The organism is Mycobacterium stomatepiae, assembly GCF_010731715.1.
GTDB classification, from domain to species: Bacteria; Actinomycetota; Actinomycetes; order Mycobacteriales; family Mycobacteriaceae; genus Mycobacterium; species Mycobacterium stomatepiae.
Genome location: NZ_AP022587.1, coordinates 4,529,090 through 4,545,134, shown reverse-complemented (window position 1 = coordinate 4,545,134; position 16,045 = coordinate 4,529,090). Strand labels below are relative to the sequence as shown.

Annotated in this window: 17 protein-coding genes; 11 read left to right on the top strand and 6 right to left on the bottom strand. The window is 66.8% G+C overall.

The window, feature by feature from the left end; genetic code table 11:
- Positions 1-108: 108 nt before the first annotated feature.
- Genes G6N54_RS21520 through G6N54_RS21510 form a run of 3 tightly spaced genes read left to right on the top strand, consistent with a single transcriptional unit; the run spans position 109 to position 2,125 of the window.
- Positions 109-1,272: a steroid 3-ketoacyl-CoA thiolase gene (locus tag G6N54_RS21520; protein ID WP_163791833.1), complete on the top strand. Its 1,164-nt coding sequence runs from the start codon at positions 109-111 to the stop codon at positions 1,270-1,272.
- A gap of 4 nt (positions 1,273-1,276) precedes the next feature.
- Positions 1,277-1,663: a hypothetical protein gene (locus tag G6N54_RS21515; protein WP_163791831.1), complete on the top strand. Its 387-nt coding sequence runs from the start codon at positions 1,277-1,279 to the stop codon at positions 1,661-1,663.
- Between the two features lie 12 nt (positions 1,664-1,675).
- On the top strand, positions 1,676-2,125 hold the full coding sequence (locus tag G6N54_RS21510; protein ID WP_163791829.1) for a nitroreductase family deazaflavin-dependent oxidoreductase: 450 nt from the start codon (positions 1,676-1,678) through the stop codon (positions 2,123-2,125).
- A 1-nt stretch (position 2,126) separates the two neighbouring features.
- Here the strand turns inward: G6N54_RS21510 and G6N54_RS21505 are convergent, their stop codons facing one another.
- The gene (locus G6N54_RS21505; protein ID WP_163791828.1) at positions 2,127-3,032 is read right to left on the bottom strand and encodes an SDR family oxidoreductase; all 906 of its coding nucleotides are present in this window, start codon (positions 3,030-3,032) and stop codon (positions 2,127-2,129) included.
- Positions 3,033-3,046: 14 nt separating this feature from the next.
- Positions 3,047-3,844, bottom strand: coding sequence for an SDR family oxidoreductase (locus tag G6N54_RS21500; RefSeq protein WP_163791826.1), 798 nt, complete (start codon positions 3,842-3,844; stop codon positions 3,047-3,049).
- 65 nt (positions 3,845-3,909) lie between these two features.
- Between G6N54_RS21500 and echA20 the strand changes: the two genes are divergently transcribed.
- The 4 genes from echA20 to ipdC all read left to right on the top strand — a co-directional run bounded on the left by echA20 (position 3,910) and on the right by ipdC (position 7,442).
- Positions 3,910-4,668, top strand: a complete 759-nt coding sequence (echA20, locus tag G6N54_RS21495) for a (7aS)-7a-methyl-1,5-dioxo-2,3,5,6,7,7a-hexahydro-1H-indene-carboxyl-CoA hydrolase (protein ID WP_163791825.1) — start codon at positions 3,910-3,912, stop codon at positions 4,666-4,668.
- Positions 4,665-5,549 carry a cholesterol ring-cleaving hydrolase subunit IpdA gene (ipdA, locus tag G6N54_RS21490; protein ID WP_163791824.1) on the top strand — a complete coding sequence of 295 codons (885 nt, stop codon included), beginning with the start codon at positions 4,665-4,667 and terminating at the stop codon, positions 5,547-5,549. Before echA20 ends, ipdA begins: the two co-directional genes overlap by 4 nt.
- Entirely contained in the window at positions 5,546-6,289 is a 744-nt protein-coding gene (ipdB, locus tag G6N54_RS21485) for a cholesterol ring-cleaving hydrolase subunit IpdB (RefSeq protein WP_163791823.1), read from the top strand. Before ipdA ends, ipdB begins: the two co-directional genes overlap by 4 nt.
- Positions 6,290-6,371: 82 nt before the next feature.
- Positions 6,372-7,442, top strand: coding sequence for a (3aS,4S,5R,7aS)-5-hydroxy-7a-methyl-1-oxo-octahydro-1H-indene-4-carboxyl-CoA dehydrogenase (gene ipdC / locus G6N54_RS21480; protein ID WP_163791822.1), 1,071 nt, complete (start codon positions 6,372-6,374; stop codon positions 7,440-7,442).
- A gap of 123 nt (positions 7,443-7,565) precedes the next feature.
- Here the strand turns inward: ipdC and fadA6 are convergent, their stop codons facing one another.
- From fadA6 to ipdE1, 4 genes are read right to left on the bottom strand one after another with little or no spacing between them, the layout of a single operon-like run.
- Positions 7,566-8,726, bottom strand: a complete 1,161-nt coding sequence (gene fadA6, locus G6N54_RS21475; RefSeq protein ID WP_163791821.1) for a steroid 3-ketoacyl-CoA thiolase FadA6 — start codon at positions 8,724-8,726, stop codon at positions 7,566-7,568.
- 2 nt (positions 8,727-8,728) lie between these two features.
- Complete coding sequence (gene kstR2, locus G6N54_RS21470) at positions 8,729-9,331, bottom strand: TetR family transcriptional regulator KstR2 (protein ID WP_163791820.1); 603 nt, start codon at positions 9,329-9,331, stop codon at positions 8,729-8,731.
- 44 nt (positions 9,332-9,375) lie between these two features.
- Positions 9,376-10,164: a (5R,7aS)-5-hydroxy-7a-methyl-1-oxo-2,3,5,6,7,7a-hexahydro-1H-indene-carboxyl-CoA reductase gene (gene ipdF / locus G6N54_RS21465; RefSeq protein ID WP_163791819.1), complete on the bottom strand. Its 789-nt coding sequence runs from the start codon at positions 10,162-10,164 to the stop codon at positions 9,376-9,378.
- 28 nt (positions 10,165-10,192) lie between these two features.
- Entirely contained in the window at positions 10,193-11,341 is a 1,149-nt protein-coding gene (ipdE1, locus tag G6N54_RS21460) for an acyl-CoA dehydrogenase IpdE1 (protein ID WP_163791818.1), read from the bottom strand.
- A gap of 49 nt (positions 11,342-11,390) precedes the next feature.
- On the opposite strand from ipdE1, the gene fadD3 reads away from it, so the two are divergent.
- The 4 genes from fadD3 to ipdE2 are packed head-to-tail and all read left to right on the top strand — an operon-like array spanning position 11,391 to position 16,034.
- Complete coding sequence (gene fadD3, locus G6N54_RS21455) at positions 11,391-12,929, top strand: 3-((3aS,4S,7aS)-7a-methyl-1,5-dioxo-octahydro-1H-inden-4-yl)propanoate--CoA ligase FadD3 (protein WP_163791817.1); 1,539 nt, start codon at positions 11,391-11,393, stop codon at positions 12,927-12,929.
- Between the two features lie 13 nt (positions 12,930-12,942).
- A complete protein-coding gene (locus G6N54_RS21450; protein WP_163791816.1) occupies positions 12,943-14,088 on the top strand; it encodes an acyl-CoA dehydrogenase family protein in 1,146 nt (381 codons plus the stop codon).
- Positions 14,085-15,035: an acyl-CoA dehydrogenase family protein gene (locus G6N54_RS21445; protein ID WP_163791815.1), complete on the top strand. Its 951-nt coding sequence runs from the start codon at positions 14,085-14,087 to the stop codon at positions 15,033-15,035. Before G6N54_RS21450 ends, G6N54_RS21445 begins: the two co-directional genes overlap by 4 nt.
- A 48-nt stretch (positions 15,036-15,083) precedes the next feature.
- Positions 15,084-16,034, top strand: coding sequence for an acyl-CoA dehydrogenase IpdE2 (gene ipdE2, locus G6N54_RS21440; RefSeq protein ID WP_163791814.1), 951 nt, complete (start codon positions 15,084-15,086; stop codon positions 16,032-16,034).
- Positions 16,035-16,045: the final 11 nt, after the last annotated feature.

Here is a 16,045-nt window from a genome sequence, read left to right as displayed (position 1 = left end):
CTAATTGCAACGTGTTCTAGTGTCAGTAAAACACGGCTCCTGCGCAGATAAAAGGCAGGTCGTCATCCTCGCTTGTCAGAGTAATGAAACGTGTTCTAGCCTGACGGAATGGGTAACCCTGTCATCGTTGAAGCCACACGTAGCCCTATCGGTAAGCGGAACGGGTGGCTGTCCGGTCTGCACGCCACCGAGTTACTGGGGGCCACGCAGAAGGCTCTTGTGGAGAAGGCCGGTATCGACGCCGGCGACGTCGAGCAGATCATCGGCGGCTGCGTCACGCAGTTCGGCGAGCAGTCCAACAACATCACTCGCGTCAGTTGGCTCGTCGCCGGCCTGCCCGAGCACGTCGGTGCCGCGACCATCGACTGCCAGTGCGGCAGCGGGCAGCAGGCCAACGGTCTGGTCGCGGGCCTGATCGCGGCGGGTGCCATCGACATTGGCATCGCGTGCGGCATCGAGGCGATGAGCCGCGTCGGGCTGGGCGCCAACGCCGGCCCCGATCGCGGGATCCTGCGGCCGGCGTCGTGGGACATCGATTTGCCGGATCAGTTCACCGCCGCTGAGCGCATCGCAAAACGTCGCGGCATCACCCGCGAAGACATCGACCAGCTCGGCTTCGACTCGCAGCGCAAGGCGCAGCAGGCGTGGGCCGAGGGCCGGTTCGACCGCGAGATCAGCGGCATCGAGGCGCCCGTGCTCGACGAGAACAAGCAGCCGACCAGCGACCGTCACGTCGTGACCAAGGATCAGGGCCTGCGCGAGACCACGCTGGAGGGTCTGGCCTCCCTGAAGCCCGTGATCGAGGGCGGGATCCACACGGCGGGCACGTCGTCGCAGATCTCCGACGGCGCGGCCGCGGTGTTGTGGATGGACGAGGACAAGGCCAAGGCTCTGGGCCTGAAGCCGCGGGCCCGCATCATCAGTCAGGCGTTGGTCGGAGCCGAGCCGTACTACCACCTCGACGGGCCCGTGCAGTCGACCGCCAAGGTGCTGGAGAAGGCCGGGATGAAGATGGGCGACATCGACATCACCGAGATCAACGAGGCCTTCGCGTCCGTCGTGTTGTCCTGGGCGCGCGTGCACAACCCCGACATGGACAAGGTGAACGTCAGCGGCGGCGCGATCGCACTCGGCCACCCCGTGGGCAGCACCGGCAGCCGGTTGATCACCACCGCCTTGCACGAGCTGGAACGCACCGATCAGACCACCGCGCTGATCACGATGTGCGCCGGCGGCGCGCTGTCCACCGGCACCATCATCGAGCGCATCTAACGCATTGATCGTCTCTGAGGAGAACCGCATCGCCGCGGCGCAGGCGTACATTGACGCGCTCGTCAGCCATGTCGGCGATGCGGTTCCGTTCGCGCCCGGGTGCACCCGCATCGAGCAGGGCTTCAAGAACGGCTTCTCCGGAAACCACCTGCGGCGCAGCCTCAATCGTGGACCCCAGTACCGGCTGCTCGCCGAGACGACACCGCCGGCCTTTTCCATCACCGGCGACGAGGTGCGAGCCGAATACAACGTGCTGACCAAGGCGGCGTTCGGTGGCCGGCGCGTGGCCGCACGGGTCGACGAGACATTTGTGATCCCCGCCGAAAGTCCAACCGGGGCAGCCGAAATCCATCACATCAAAGTCCGCTTCCATCCATTCATTCAGCGCTAGGGTCCGGGGCCAATGGAAAAACCCAAATCTCTCAATTCGCCAGTGGTCGGCTTCTTCATCAAGTGGATGTCGAAAGGCAACACCTGGATCTACAAGCGCAGCAAGGGAAGGCTCGGCGGCGTCTTCCAGAAGGCTCCGGTCGCCCTGCTGACCACGACCGGCCGCAAGACCGGCGAGCCGCGGGTGAGCCCGCTGCTCTACCTACGCGACGGCAACCGTGTCGTTCTGGTCGCCTCCCAGGGCGGCCGTGACAAGCACCCGCTGTGGTACCTCAACCTCAAGGCCAATCCTCAAGTGTCGGTGCAGATCAAGGACGAGGTGCTGCAGTTACGTGCCCGCGACGCCACGCCCGAGGAGAAGGCGGAGTACTGGCCCAAGCTGGTGTCGATGTATCCGAACTTCGACGACTACCAGTCCTGGACCGACCGGGTGATCCCGGTCGTCATCTGCGACCCGGCGTGAGCTAGGCCCCGTAGACCGGCACGGGCGGCCGCGACTTGGCCAGCAGGTCGGAGACCACGGGCCCTAGCTCGGCGGGGTCCCATCGGCCACCCTTGTCGATCTGCGGGCCGTGCGCCCAGCCCTCGGCGATGCGGATCTTGCCGCCCTCGACCTCGAAGACCTTCCCGGTGACGTCGCGCGACTCGGCGCTGCCCAGCCACACCACCAGCGGTGGAACGTTTTCCGGCGCCATCGCATCGAACGCCTGGTCCTGGGTGGACATCATCTCGGCGAAGACGGTCTCGGTCATCCGGGTTCGGGCCGAGGGTGCGATCGCGTTGACCGTGACACCGTAGCGGCCCATCTCGGCCGCGGCGACCAGCGTCAGGCCCGCGATTCCCGCCTTGGCGGCGCTGTAGTTGCCCTGCCCGACGCTGCCCTGCAGTCCCGCGCCCGAACTGGTGTTAATGATCCGCGCGTCAACGGTTTTGCCCTCTTTGGACAACCCGCGCCAGTACGACCCCGCGTGCCGAATCGTGGCGAAGTGGCCCTTGAGGTGCACGGCGGTGACGGCGTCGAACTCCTCTTCGCTGGTGTTCGCGATCATTCGATCGCGCACGATGCCGGCGTTGTTCACCAGCACGTCCAGCCCACCGAACGTGTCGACCGCGGTCTGGATCAGCGCGGCGGCTTGGTCCCAGTCGGCGACATTGGATCCATTGGCGACGGCTTCCCCGCCGGCAGCGGTGATTTCGTCGACCACGCCCTGCGCGGCGCTGCCGCCGCCCGCCGGAGAACCATCGAGACCCACACCGATGTCGTTGACGACCACGCGCGCGCCTTCGGCCGCGAAGGCCAGCGCATGCGCGCGGCCGATCCCGCCGCCTGCTCCGGTGACGATGACGACACGGCCGTCGACCACGCCCATAGTTTTTGTCTCCTCTACTTGACCGCGCTGGCGGTCGTGGTGGACAGATAATGCGGCGGCTCGCCGCCGCCGTGCACCTCTAAGGAGGCACCGCTGATGTAGGACGCCGCATCGGACGCCAAAAATGCTGCGGCCCAACCGACATCCTCGGGCTTGGCCAGCCGGCCCAGGGGCACGTTCTTGGAGATCGCGGCGATCGAGTCCGCGTCGCCATAGAACAGGTCGGCCTGCTCGGTTTCGACCATGCCGACCACGAGGGCGTTCACCCGGACCTTGGGGCCCCACTCCACCGCCACGGTCTGGGTCAGGCTTTCCAAGCCGGCCTTGGCCGCCCCGTAAGCACCGGTGCCCGGCGACGGGCGCCTACCGCTGAGGCTGCAGATGTTGACGATCGACCCGCCGCCCACCTGAGGCTGCATCTTCTCGTTGGCAAACTGCGAAACCAGCAGCGCACCAATGAGATTGAGCTCGATGATCTTGCGGTTGAACTTGGGGCTGGACTCCGCGGTCAACACGTAGGGCGATCCACCCGCATTGTTGACGACGACGTCGAGCCGACCATGGCGCTCGACGATCGTGTCGATCAATGCCTGGACCGCTTCCTCGTCGCGGATGTCGCACGGATGAAACTCGTACGGCAGGCCCTCGACCGCACGGCGTGCGCAGGTGATCACCGTCGCGCCCTGCTCGGCGAAGACCGCACTGATTCCGGCGCCCACTCCGCGGACGCCACCCGTCACCAGAACCACCCGCCCGGCCAATCCCAAATTGATGGCTCCTGCAGAAAGGGGGCCTGCTTCGGCGCGAGTCACTGTGCTAGTGTACCAAGCAAGTGCTTGCTTAGGTAGTCGGCCTCAATTTCACTAGGAAGTGCCAATTGACCATTACATCCACCAGCACAGAACCGGGCATAGTCGCCGTCACCGTCGACTACCCGCCCGTCAACGCCATCCCTTCGAAGGGCTGGTTCGAACTCGGCGACGCGATCACGGCCGCCGGCGCGAACCCCGAGACCCACGCCGTGATCCTGCGCGCCGAGGGCCGCGGCTTCAACGCCGGTGTCGACATCAAGGAGATGCAGCGCACCGAGGGCTTCACCGCGCTGATCGACGCCAACCGCGGCTGCTACCACGCGTTTCGGGCGGTCTATGAATGCGCCGTGCCGGTGATCGCCGCGGTGAACGGTTTCTGCGTCGGCGGCGGCATCGGCCTGGTCGGCAACGCCGACGCGATCGTGGCCTCCGACGACGCCACTTTCGGGCTGCCGGAAGTGGAACGCGGCGCGCTGGGCGCGGCCACACACCTGTCCCGGCTGGTCCCCCAGCACATGATGCGGCGGCTGTTCTTCACCGCGGCCACCGTGGACGCCGCCACCCTGCACCACTTCGGTTCGGTGCACGAGGTGGTCCCCCGCGACGAACTCGACGAGGCCGCCCTGCGGGTCGCCCGCGACATCGCCGCCAAGGACACCCGCGTGATCCGCGCGGCCAAGGAAGCGCTGAACTTGATCGACGTTCAGCGAGTCAACTCGAGTTACCGCATGGAGCAAGGCTTTACGTTCGAGCTCAACCTCGCCGGGGTGTCCGACGAGCACCGCGACGCGTTCGCCGGTACGACGAAGGGTGAGAAGTCTTGAGCGACAAGAGAACCACGCTCGACGAGGCCGTTGCCGGGCTGCGCAGCGGCATGACCATCGGCATCGGCGGTTGGGGATCGCGGCGCAAGCCGATGGCGTTCGTGCGCGCCATGCTGCGCACCGATGTCAAGGACCTGACCGTGGTCACCTACGGCGGACCCGACCTTGGGCTGCTGTGTTCGGCGGGCAAGGTCAAGCGGGTGTACTACGGGTTCGTCTCGCTGGACTCGCCGCCCTTCTACGACCCGTGGTTCGCCAAAGCCCGCAGCGCAGGGGCGATCGAGGCCCGCGAGATGGATGAGGGCATGCTGCGCTGCGGCCTACAGGCGGCGGCACAACGGTTGCCGTTCCTGCCGATTCGCGCCGGGCTGGGGAGCTCGGTGCTGGACTTCTGGGAGGGCGAGCTGAAGACGGTGACCAGCCCGTATCCGGCGCCCGGCGGCGGGCACGAGACGCTGATCGCGATGCCGGCGCTGCGCCTGGACGCCGCGTTCGCGCACCTCAATCTCGGTGACAGCCAAGGCAATGCGGCCTACACCGGAATCGACCCCTACTTCGACGACCTGTTCTTGATGGCCGCCGAGAAGCGCTACCTTTCGGTGGAACGGGTGGTGTCCACCCAAGAGCTGATCAAGGCGGTGCCGCCGCAGGCGCTGCTGGTCAACCGGATGATGGTCGACGGCGTCGTCGAAGCACCGAACGGCGCTCACTTCACCACCGCCGCACCGGATTACGGTCGCGATGAGAAATTCCAGCGGCACTACGCCGAGGCCGCCTCGACCGACGAGGGTTGGCAACAGTTCGTGGCCACCTACCTATCCGGCGGCGAGGACGAATATCAATCCGCCGTGCGCGCTTTCGCAGAGGAGGCAGCCAAGTGAGCACCCGAGCCGAAGTGTGCGCGATCGCCTGTGCCGAACTGTTCAGGGAAGCCGGCGAGATCATGGTCAGCCCGATGACGAACATGGCCTCGGTCGGCGCGCGGCTGGCCCGCCTGACGTTCTCCCCCGACATTCTGCTGACCGACGGCGAAGCACAGCTGCTCGCCGATACACCGGCACTGGGCGCCTCGGGCGCCGTCGAGGGGTGGATGCCGTTCGGCCGCGTCTTCGAGACACTGGCCTGGGGCCGCCGCCACGTGGTGATGGGCGCCAATCAGGTTGACCGCTTTGGCAATCAGAACATCTCGGCGTTCGGCCCCTTGCAGCAGCCCAAGCGGCAGATGTTCGGCGTCCGCGGCGCGCCCGGCAACGCGATCAACCACGCGACCAGCTACTGGGTCGGCAACCACTCCAAGCGCGTGTTCTGCGAGAAGGTCGACATCGTCTGCGGAATCGGCTGGGACAACGTGGATGCCGACAATCCGGCATTCCGTTTCGCCAATACCTATCGGATGGTGTCGAACCTCGGCGTGTTCGACTTCGGCGGGCCGGACCGCACCATGCGGGCGGTGTCGCTGCATCCCGGAGTTTCGGCCGACGAGGTGCGGGAGAACACGTCGTTCGAGATCCACGGACTCGATGGAGCCGACGAGACCCGGCTGCCTACCGATGCCGAGCTGAGCCTGATTCGCGAAAAGATCGACCCGAAAGCGTTGCGCGACCGAGAGATACGTTCATGATTGTTCCGCCTCCTCCTCATCGCTTCGTCCCCCTCGCCGCTGCACGGCTGGGGGTGCCCCCACTGCACCGTCGGCGGTGGCTATGAAGCTGCGCACGCCGCTGACCGAGCTGGTCGGTGTCGAGCACCCGGTGGTGCAAACCGGGATGGGCTGGGTGGCCGGAGCCCGCCTGGTAGCGGCCACCGCCAATGCCGGCGGGCTCGGCATCCTGGCGTCGGCCACGATGACGCTGGACGAGCTCGACACCGCCATCAAGAAGGTCAAGGCCGCCACGGACAAGCCGTTCGGCGTGAACATGCGCGCGGACGCCGCCGACGCCGGCGACCGGGTCGAGCTGATGATCCGCGAGGGCGTCAAGGTCGCGTCGTTCGCACTGGCTCCCAAGCAGGAGTTGATCGTACGGCTGAAAGATGCTGGGGCGGTGGTGATCCCGTCGATCGGCGCGGCCAAGCACGCGCACAAGGTGGCGAGCTGGGGTGCCGACGCAATGATCGTGCAGGGCGGCGAGGGCGGTGGCCACACCGGACCCGTCGCCACCACGCTGCTGTTGCCGTCGGTGCTGGACGCCGTCAAGGGCACCGGCATCCCCGTCATCGCGGCGGGCGGCTTCTTCGACGGCCGCGGTCTGGCCGCGGCCCTATCCTACGGCGCGGCCGGTGTCGCGATGGGCACCAGATTTCTGCTCACCTCGGATTCCACGGTGCCCGACACGGTCAAGCGCCGCTATCTAGAGTCGGCGCTGGACGGCACGGTGGTCACCAAGCGCGTCGACGGCATGCCACACCGGGTGCTGCGTACCGGGTTGGTTGAAAAGCTGGAAAACGGCACGCCAATAAGGGGTTTGACTGCAGCGGTTCGCAATGCCGCGAAATTCAAGCACATGTCCGGGATGACGTGGAAGTCGATGATTCAGGACGGCCTGGCGATGCGCCACGGCAAGGAAATGACCCTGGCGCAGGTCGTGATGGCGGCCAATACGCCAATGTTGTTGAAAGCCGGGCTCGTTGAGGGCAACACCGAGGCCGGGGTGCTGGCGTCCGGACAAGTCGCCGGTATTCTCGAGGACCTGCCGTCGTGCGCCGAGCTGATCGAATCAATCGTGCGTGAGGCCGTCGAGCACCTACAAGCGGCGTCGAGCTTCATCGAGGGCTAACTGCCGCTGCGCCGAGTGTTGCGCCAGGGCTGGAAATCGGCGAAAAGCCCGCCGTAAGCGCTCACTCAACGCCGCAGTGCAACGCCCAACGGACTGGTGAGTGTCACACTGCGGCTCAACGGGTTACAGCCGCTCGATGATCGTGACGTTGGCGGTGCCACCGCCCTCGCACATCGTCTGCAGGCCGTAGCGGCCGCCGATGCGTTCGAGCTCGTTGAGCATCGTGGTGAACAGCTTTGCGCCCGTGGCGCCCAGTGGGTGCCCCAGCGCGATCGCGCCGCCGTTGGGGTTGACCTTCTCCGGGTCCGCCTCGACCTCTTTGAGCCACGCCATCACCACCGGCACGAAGGCCTCGTTGATCTCGACGGTGTCGATGTCGCCGATCGAAAGCCCGGTCTTTTCCAGCGCGTAGCGGGTGGCCGGAATCGGGCCAGTGAGCATGAACACCGGGTCGGCCGCGCGCGCGCTGATGTGATGGATGCGGGCGCGGGGGGTCAGCTTGTGCTCCTTGACCGCCTGCTCGGAAGCGAGCAACACCGCACTCGCGCCATCGGAGATCTGGCTGGCCATCGCCGCCGTCAGCCGGCCGCCGTCGACCAGAGTCTTCAGGCCGGCCAACTTCTCCAGCGACGACTCGCGCGGACCCTCGTCGACCCGGAAGGGCCCGGATTCTGTTTCCACGGTGAGGATTTCGTTGTCGAAGTGGCCGCTACGAATCGCCGCGAACGCGCGCTCGTGGCTGGTCAGCGAGTACTGCTCCATCTCTTCACGCGAGATGTTCCACTTCTCCGCGATCAGCTCCGATCCGCGGAACTGTGAGATCTCCTGATCGCCGTAGCGGTGCAGCCACTGCTTGGACTCGTTGGTCGGCGAGGTGAAGCCGAACTGCTCGCCGACCGTCATCGCCGACGAGATCGGGATCCAGCTCATGTTCTGCATGCCGCCGGCCACGATCAGATCCGCCGTCCCCGCCATGATCGCCTGCGCGCCAAAAGAAACCGCCTGCTGGCTGGACCCACACTGCCGGTCCACCGTGACACCGGGCACCTCTTCGGGGTAGCCGGCGGCCAACCACGAGAGCCGCGCGATGTTGCCCGCCTGGCCGCCGATGGCATCGACGCAGCCGGCGATCACATCGTCGACGGCGGCGGGGTCGACGTCGACCCGGTCAAGCAGCCCGCGCCACGCGTGGGCCCCCAGGTCGACGGGATGGATCCCGGCCAGGGCGCCGTTGCGCTTGCCGACCGCGGTACGTATAGCGTCAATCACGTACGCCTCAGCCATGTTCAGACTCCTTCTTTGGTGACCCCGCCAAGCACGATGGCGAGATATTGTTGACCCACCTGCTCTGCGGTGAGCGGTCCGCCGGGCTGATACCAGCGGACCGACACCCAGGTGGTGTCACGAATAAATCGGTAGATCAGGTCCACGTCCAGATCTGGCCGGAAGCAGCCCTCCTCGACGCCCTGATGCAGCAGCTCGACCCACATCTTGCGCTGTTGCCGGTTCATGTCCTCGATGTAGGCGAACCGGGGCTGCGACAACAGCCGTTGGGCCTCGTCCTGATAGATCACCACCTGGGCGTGCCGGTGCTCGATCGCCTCGAACGAAGCCATGAACAGGCCCTTGAGCCGCTCCAACGGATTGGCTTCACTGTCCACGATTTCGCGGTAGCGGGTGAACAACCAGTCCAGGAAGTCGCGCAACAATTCGTCGACCATCTCCTCTTTCGAGGAGAAATGGTGATACAGGCTGCCGGACAGAATGCCGGCGCCGTCGGCGATATCGCGCACGGTGGTGGCCCGCAGACCCCGTTCGGCGAACATGGTCGCGGCAAGCTCCAAGAGCTCGTCTCGCCGGCTGTTCGCCTGACCGGTCACTCGGTCCACCCGCCCAGGATATCAACCAAGCGCTTGCTTGGCCAGTCGGCCTATCACGGGTGCTGACTAGACACCGAGATGACTTCACCAGTCAGGTAGCTCGAGTAATCGCTGGCCAGGAACGCGATGGTGGCCGCCACTTCCCACGGTTCGGCGGCCCGGCCGAACGCCTCGCCCTCCGACAGCCGATCCAGCAGTTCGGACGACGACGTCTTCTCCAGAAACTTATGCCGCGCGATACTCGGCGACACCGCGTTGATCCGCACCCCGTATTCGGCGGCTTCGATTGCGCTGCAACGGGTCAGGGCCATCACCCCGGCCTTGGCGGCCGCGTAGTGAGACTGCGAATGTTGAGCCCGCCAGCCCAGCACGCTGGCGTTGTTGACGATGATCCCGCCGTGCTGCGCCTCGCGGAAATACCGCAGTGCCGCACGGGTGGCGCGCAGCACCGACGTCAGCGTCACATTCAGGACGCGGTCCCACTCGTCGTCGGTCATGTCGACCACCGGCGTCTGCCCGCCCAGCCCGGCGTTGTTGACCAGCACGTCGAGGCGGCCCAGCCGCGCGGTGGTCGAGGCGATCAGCGCGTCGACCTGAGCCGTCGACGTCACGTCGCACACCACGTGCTCGACGCGCCCCTGACCCAGCGCCGACAGCTCCTCGGCGGTCTCCCCTAGTCGTCGCTCGTGGTGATCGGAGATCACCACGTCGGCACCCTCGGCCAAGGCTCGGCGCGCGGTCGCCGAGCCGATGCCGGTACCCGCGGCCGCGGTCACGACGACGACCTTTCCGGTCAAAAGTCCATGTCCGGCAATCTCTTTCGGCGCTTCGGCCAAACTCATGCTTCCTCCTGTGTCTTCGCGCAAGCGCTCATCCACGAACTTCCCGAGGTAGGCCGAGCACCCGCTCGGCGATGATGTTGCGCTGGATCTCGTTGGATCCGCCGTAGATGGTGTCGGCGCGGGTGAACAAGAACAGCCGCTGCCACTCGTCGAATTCGCCGTCGGTCAGGGTCAGGCCGGGCTTGCCGACGATGTCCATCGCCAGCTCACCCAGATCGCGGTGCCAGTTGGCCCACAACAACTTCGACACATTGTCCTGGCCGGGCTGCTCGACGTCCATCGTGGCCAAGGCGTACGAACGCATTGCCCGCAGGCCGGTCCAGGCCCGCGTCAGCCGTTCCCTGATGAACGGGTCCTCGGCGGCGCCGTTGCGCTGGGCTACCCCGGCGAGATTGGAAAGCTCACGGGCGTAACGAATTTGCTGCCCCAGCGTCGAGACGCCGCGCTCGAAGGTCAGCGTGCCCATCGCGACCCGCCAGCCGTCGCCCGGCTCGCCTACCACCAGGTGAGCCTCGGTCCGGGCGTCGTCGAAGAACACCTCGTTGAATTCCGAGTCGCCGGTTAGCTGGACGATCGGTCGCACTTGGACACCCGGCTGGTCCAGCGGCACCAGCAGGTACGACAACCCGGCGTGCCGCTTGGATCCCTTCTCGGTGCGGGCCACCACAAAGCACCACTGCGCCCAGTGCGCCAGCGACGTCCACACCTTCTGGCCGTTGATCACCCACTCGTCGCCGTCGAGTTCGGCGGTCGTCGCGACATTAGCCAGGTCGCTGCCGGCGCCGGGCTCCGAATAGCCCTGGCTCCACAGCTCGGTGACGTCGAGGATGCGGGGCAGGAATCGCTGCTGTTGCTCGGGTGTGCCGAACGCGATCAGCGTCGGGCCGAGCAGCTCCTCGCCGAAGTGGTTGACCTTGTCCGGAGCATCGGCCTTGGCGTACTCCTCGTAGAACGCCACCCGGTGCGCGGTCGAAAGCCCCCGCCCGCCGTGCTCGGCCGGCCACCCCAGACAGGTCAGACCCGCGGCGGCGAGATGCTGATTCCATGCCCGGCGTTCTTCGAATGCCTCATGTTCGCGTCCGGGACCGCCAAGACCCTTGAGCGCTGCGAATTCGCCGACCAGATTGTCGGCGAGCCACTGGCGGACCTCCGCCCGGAACTCCTCGACGTCCTGCATGCCCTGTAGGCTAACCTACCAAGCACTTGCTTTGTTAGGAGCAGTCTCGATGACCGGCGATGCCCGCACCATTCCCGCGGCGCTGGATCGTTTCGTGGAGCAGTTCCCCGATCACGACGCCCTGATCACCGACGATCGGTCGTTCACTGCGACCCAGCTGCGTGACGAGGTACATCGCGCGGCGGCCGCCCTGATCGCCCTGGATGTCAAGGCCGGGGATCGGGTGGCCGTCTGGTCGCCGAACTCCTGGCATTGGGTGATCGCCTGCCTGGCGATCCACCACGCCGGCGCCGCGATGGTGCCGCTGAACACCCGCTACACCGCATCGGAGGCCGGCGACATCCTGGCGCGCACCGAGGCGCCGGTGCTGTTCGCAATGGGCCGATTCCTCGGCAACGATCGCCTTGCCGATCTGGACCGCGCCGCATTGCCCGCGTTGCGCCACGTCGTGCGGATCCCCATCGATACGGCAGATGGCACCTGGGACGAGTTCATCGCGCGCGGCAAGGACACCGACGCGGTGGCCGAACGTGCGTCGGCCGTCGTCCCCGACGACGTCAGCGACATCCTGTTCACGTCCGGCACGACCGGCCGCAGCAAGGGCGTGCTGTGCGCGCATCGGCAATCGCTGTCGGCCTCAGCGTCGTGGGCCGCCAACGGCAAAATGAGCAGCGACGACCGCTACCTGTGCATCAACCCGATGTTCCACAACTTCGGCTACAAGGCCGGCATCCTGGCCTGCCTGCAAACCGGCGCGACGCTGATCCCCCACCTGACGTTCGATCCGCTGCGCGCCCTGCAGGCGATCGAGCAGCATCGCATCACCGTATTGCCCGGGCCGCCAACGATTTACCAGACCCTGCTGGATCATCCGGCGCGCGGCGACTACGACCTGAGCTCGCTGCGGTTCGCGGTCACCGGCGCCGCCACGGTCCCGGTCGTGTTGGTGGAGCGCATGCAATCCGAGCTCGACATCGACATCGTGCTGACCGCTTACGGCCTGACCGAGGCCAACGGCATGGGCACCAGTTGCCGCGCCGACGACGACGCGGTAACCGTCGCGACCACCTGCGGGCGCCCGTTCGCGGATTTCGAATTGCGCATTGACGGCGCGGACGCGCCCGGCGAATCCGGCGAGGTGCTCCTTCGCGGGCCGAACGTGATGCTGGGCTACCTCGACGACCCGGAGGCCACCGCCGCGGCCATCGACGCCGACGGCTGGCTGCACACCGGCGACATCGGCGTCCTCGACCAGAACGGCAACCTGCGCATCACCGATCGGCTCAAGGACATGTACATCTGCGGCGGCTTCAACGTCTACCCCGCCGAGATCGAGCAGGTGCTGGCCCGCATGGATGGGGTGGTCGACGCCGCGGTGATCGGGGTTCCCGACGAGCGCCTCGGCGAGGTCGGCCGCGCGTTTCTGGTGATCCGGCCCGGTGCGAACCTCGACGAAGAATCGGTAATCGCTTATACCCGAGAACATTTGGCGAACTTCAAGGCACCGCGTTCGGTGCGGTTCGTCGACGCGTTGCCGCGCAATGCCGGCGGCAAGGTGGTCAAACCACAACTGCGAGAATGGACCTGAAATTGGACTCGAAATGGACTTAGCACTAGACGACGAAACCCTGGCCTTTCAGGCCGAAGTGCGGGACTTCCTCTCGGCCAACGCCGAGTCGATCCCGACGGAGTCGTATGACAACGCGGAAGGCTTTGCCCAGCACCGCCATTGGGACAGAGTGCTATTCGACGCCGGCCTGTCGGTGATCAACTGGCCAAAGAAGTACGGCGGCCGCGACGCGTCGCTACTGCACTGGGTAGTCTACGAGGAGGAGTACTTCCGCGCCGGAGCCCCGGGCCGGGCCAGCGCCAACGGCATCTCGATGCTGGCGCCGACGCTGTTCGCGCACGGCACCGACGAGCAGCTGGACCGGATCCTGCCGAAAATGGCCAGTGGTGAACAGATCTGGGCGCAGGCCTGGTCGGAGCCCGAGTCCGGCAGCGACCTAGCCTCGTTGCGGTCCACCGCGACCAAGACCGACGGTGGCTGGCTGCTGAACGGTCAGAAGATCTGGAGCTCGCGGGCGCCGTTCGCCGAGATGGGCTTTGGGCTGTTCCGCTCCGACCCCTCGGCGGAGCGGCACAACGGGCTGACGTACTTCATGTTCGACCTGAAGGCCAAGGGCGTCACGGTGCGGCCGATCGTCCAGTTGGGCGGGGACACCGGCTTCGGCGAGATCTTCCTCGACGACGTCTTCGTGCCTGACGAGGACGTCATCGGCAAGCCCAACGACGGCTGGCGGGCGGCCATGAGTACGTCGAGCAACGAGCGCGGGATGTCCCTGCGCAGCCCGGCCCGCTTCCTCGCGACCGCCGAACGCCTGGTGCAGCTGTGGAAGGACAACGGCTCGCCCGATGCCTTTGCGGACCGTGTCGCCGACGCCTGGATCAACGCGCAGGCCTACCGGCTGCAGACCTTCGGCACGGTGACCCGACTGGCAGCCGGCGGCGAGCTGGGTGCCGAATCGTCGGTGACCAAGGTGTTCTGGTCCGACCTGGACGTGGCGATCCATCAGACCGCACTGGACATGCGCGGCGCCGACGGGGAACTTGCCGGGCCGTGGACCGATGGCTTGCTGTTTGCGCTGGGCGGCCCAATCTATGCCGGTACCAACGAAATTCAGCGCAATATCATCTCCGAGCGGCTGCTGGGCCTGCCGCGCGAAAAGTCCGGAGGCAAGAAGTGAAATTTGCGCTCGACGAGCAGCAGCGCGACTTCGCGGCCAGCATCGACGCGGCCCTGGGCGCGGCGGATCTGCCCGGCGCGCTGCGTGCGTGGTCCGACGGCGACGTCGCGCCCGGCCGGAAGGTGTGGGAGCAGCTCGCCAACCTGGGCGTCACCGCGCTGGCGGTGCCGGAGAAATACGACGGCCTCGACGCCCACCCGGTAGACCTGGTGGTAGCGCTCGAACGCCTGGGGCGTTGGTGCGTGCCGGGCCCGGTCGCCGAATCCATTGCCGTGGCACCGATATTGCTCGGCGACGACGAACGCAGCGCCGGGTTGTCCTCCGGTGAACTGATCGCCACGGTCGCGCTGTCGCCGCACACCCCGCGCGCAGTGGACGCCGAAGCCGCCGGACTGGTGCTGCTGGCAAGCGACGGGAGCGTCAGCGAGGCCGCCGCGGGCGAGTGCCACCGGTCCGTCGACCCCAGCCGGCGCCTGTACGACGTCACGGCAGGCGGCGCGACCTGGCAGGCAGATGTGAAGCGCGCCTACGAGTTCGGCGCACTGGCCACCGCGGCGCAGCTGGTCGGTGCCGCCGAGGCACTGCTGCACGACACCGTGGAATACGCCAAACAGCGCTCCCAGTTCGGCCGGGTGATCGGCTCCTATCAGGCGATCAAGCACAAGCTGGCCGATGTGCACATCGCGATCGAGCTGGCTCGCCCGCTGGTGTACGGCGCCGCGCTTTCGCTGGCCGACGATGCAAATGCTGCGCGCGACGTGAGCGCGGCCAAAGCCGCGGCGTCCGACGCCGGCCTGCTGGCCGCCCGCTCGGCGTTGCAGACGCACGGCGCAATCGGCTTCACCCAGGAACACGACCTGTCACTATGGCTGCTGCGGGTGCAGGCGCTGCGGGCGGCCTGGGGCACGCCGGAGGCACACCGGCGCCGCGTGTTGGAGGCACTGTGACTTGCGCCGGCGACGATGCAGCACGCAGTAATGGAGAGGAGCGGCGCCATGACTGAAGAACGGGAGCTGCTGCGCGATACCGTCGCGGCGCTGGTCACCAAGCACGCCAAACCCGCGGCCGTCCGTACCGCGATCGAATCCGAGCGCGGCTACGACGAGTCGCTGTGGCAACTACTGTGCGAACAAGTCGGCGCCGCCGCACTGGTGATACCCGAGGAGCTGGGCGGGGCTGGCGGTGAATTAGCTGACGCCGCAACGGTTCTGCAGGAGCTTGGCCGCGCGTTGGTGCCCTCCCCGCTGTTGGGCACCACACTGGCGGAGCTCGCGCTCCTGGCCGCCCCCCAGCCGGACGACGAAACGCTGGAAGCGCTGGCCGCGGGCAGCTCGATGGGGGCACTGGTGCTCGACGCGGACTACGTCGTCAACGGCGACATCGCCGACGTCGTCGTCGCCGCGGCCGACGGCGAGCTGAGCAGATGGACCCGGTTCAGCGCGCAGCCGATGACCCCGATGGACCCCACCCGGCGGCTGGCCCGAGTCCAACCCGAGGACACGGTCGCGTTGGGGCCCGACCCCGGCCTTGCCCACACGGCGGCCATCCTGTTGGCGGCCGAGCAGATCGGGGCCGCCGAACGTTGTCTGGAACTGACGGTCGAATACACCAAGAGCCGTGTGCAATTCGGCCGGCCGATCGGCAGCTTCCAGGCGCTCAAGCATCGGATGGCCGATCTGTATGTCGCGGTCGCCGCGGCCAAAGCCGTGGTGACCGACGCCTGCAACGACCCCACGCCGACCAACGCGGCAACGGCTCGGCTGGCCGCGACCGACGCGCTGTGTACTGTGACGGGCGAAGCCATCCAGCTGCACGGGGGTATCGCGATCACCTGGGAACACGACATGCACCTGTATTTCAAGCGTGCGCACGGCAGCGCCCAGCTGCTCGACTCCCCGCGAGAGCTGCTGCGCCAACTCGAATCCGAGGTGCTCGAAACGTCGTGAACGCCTCCGTC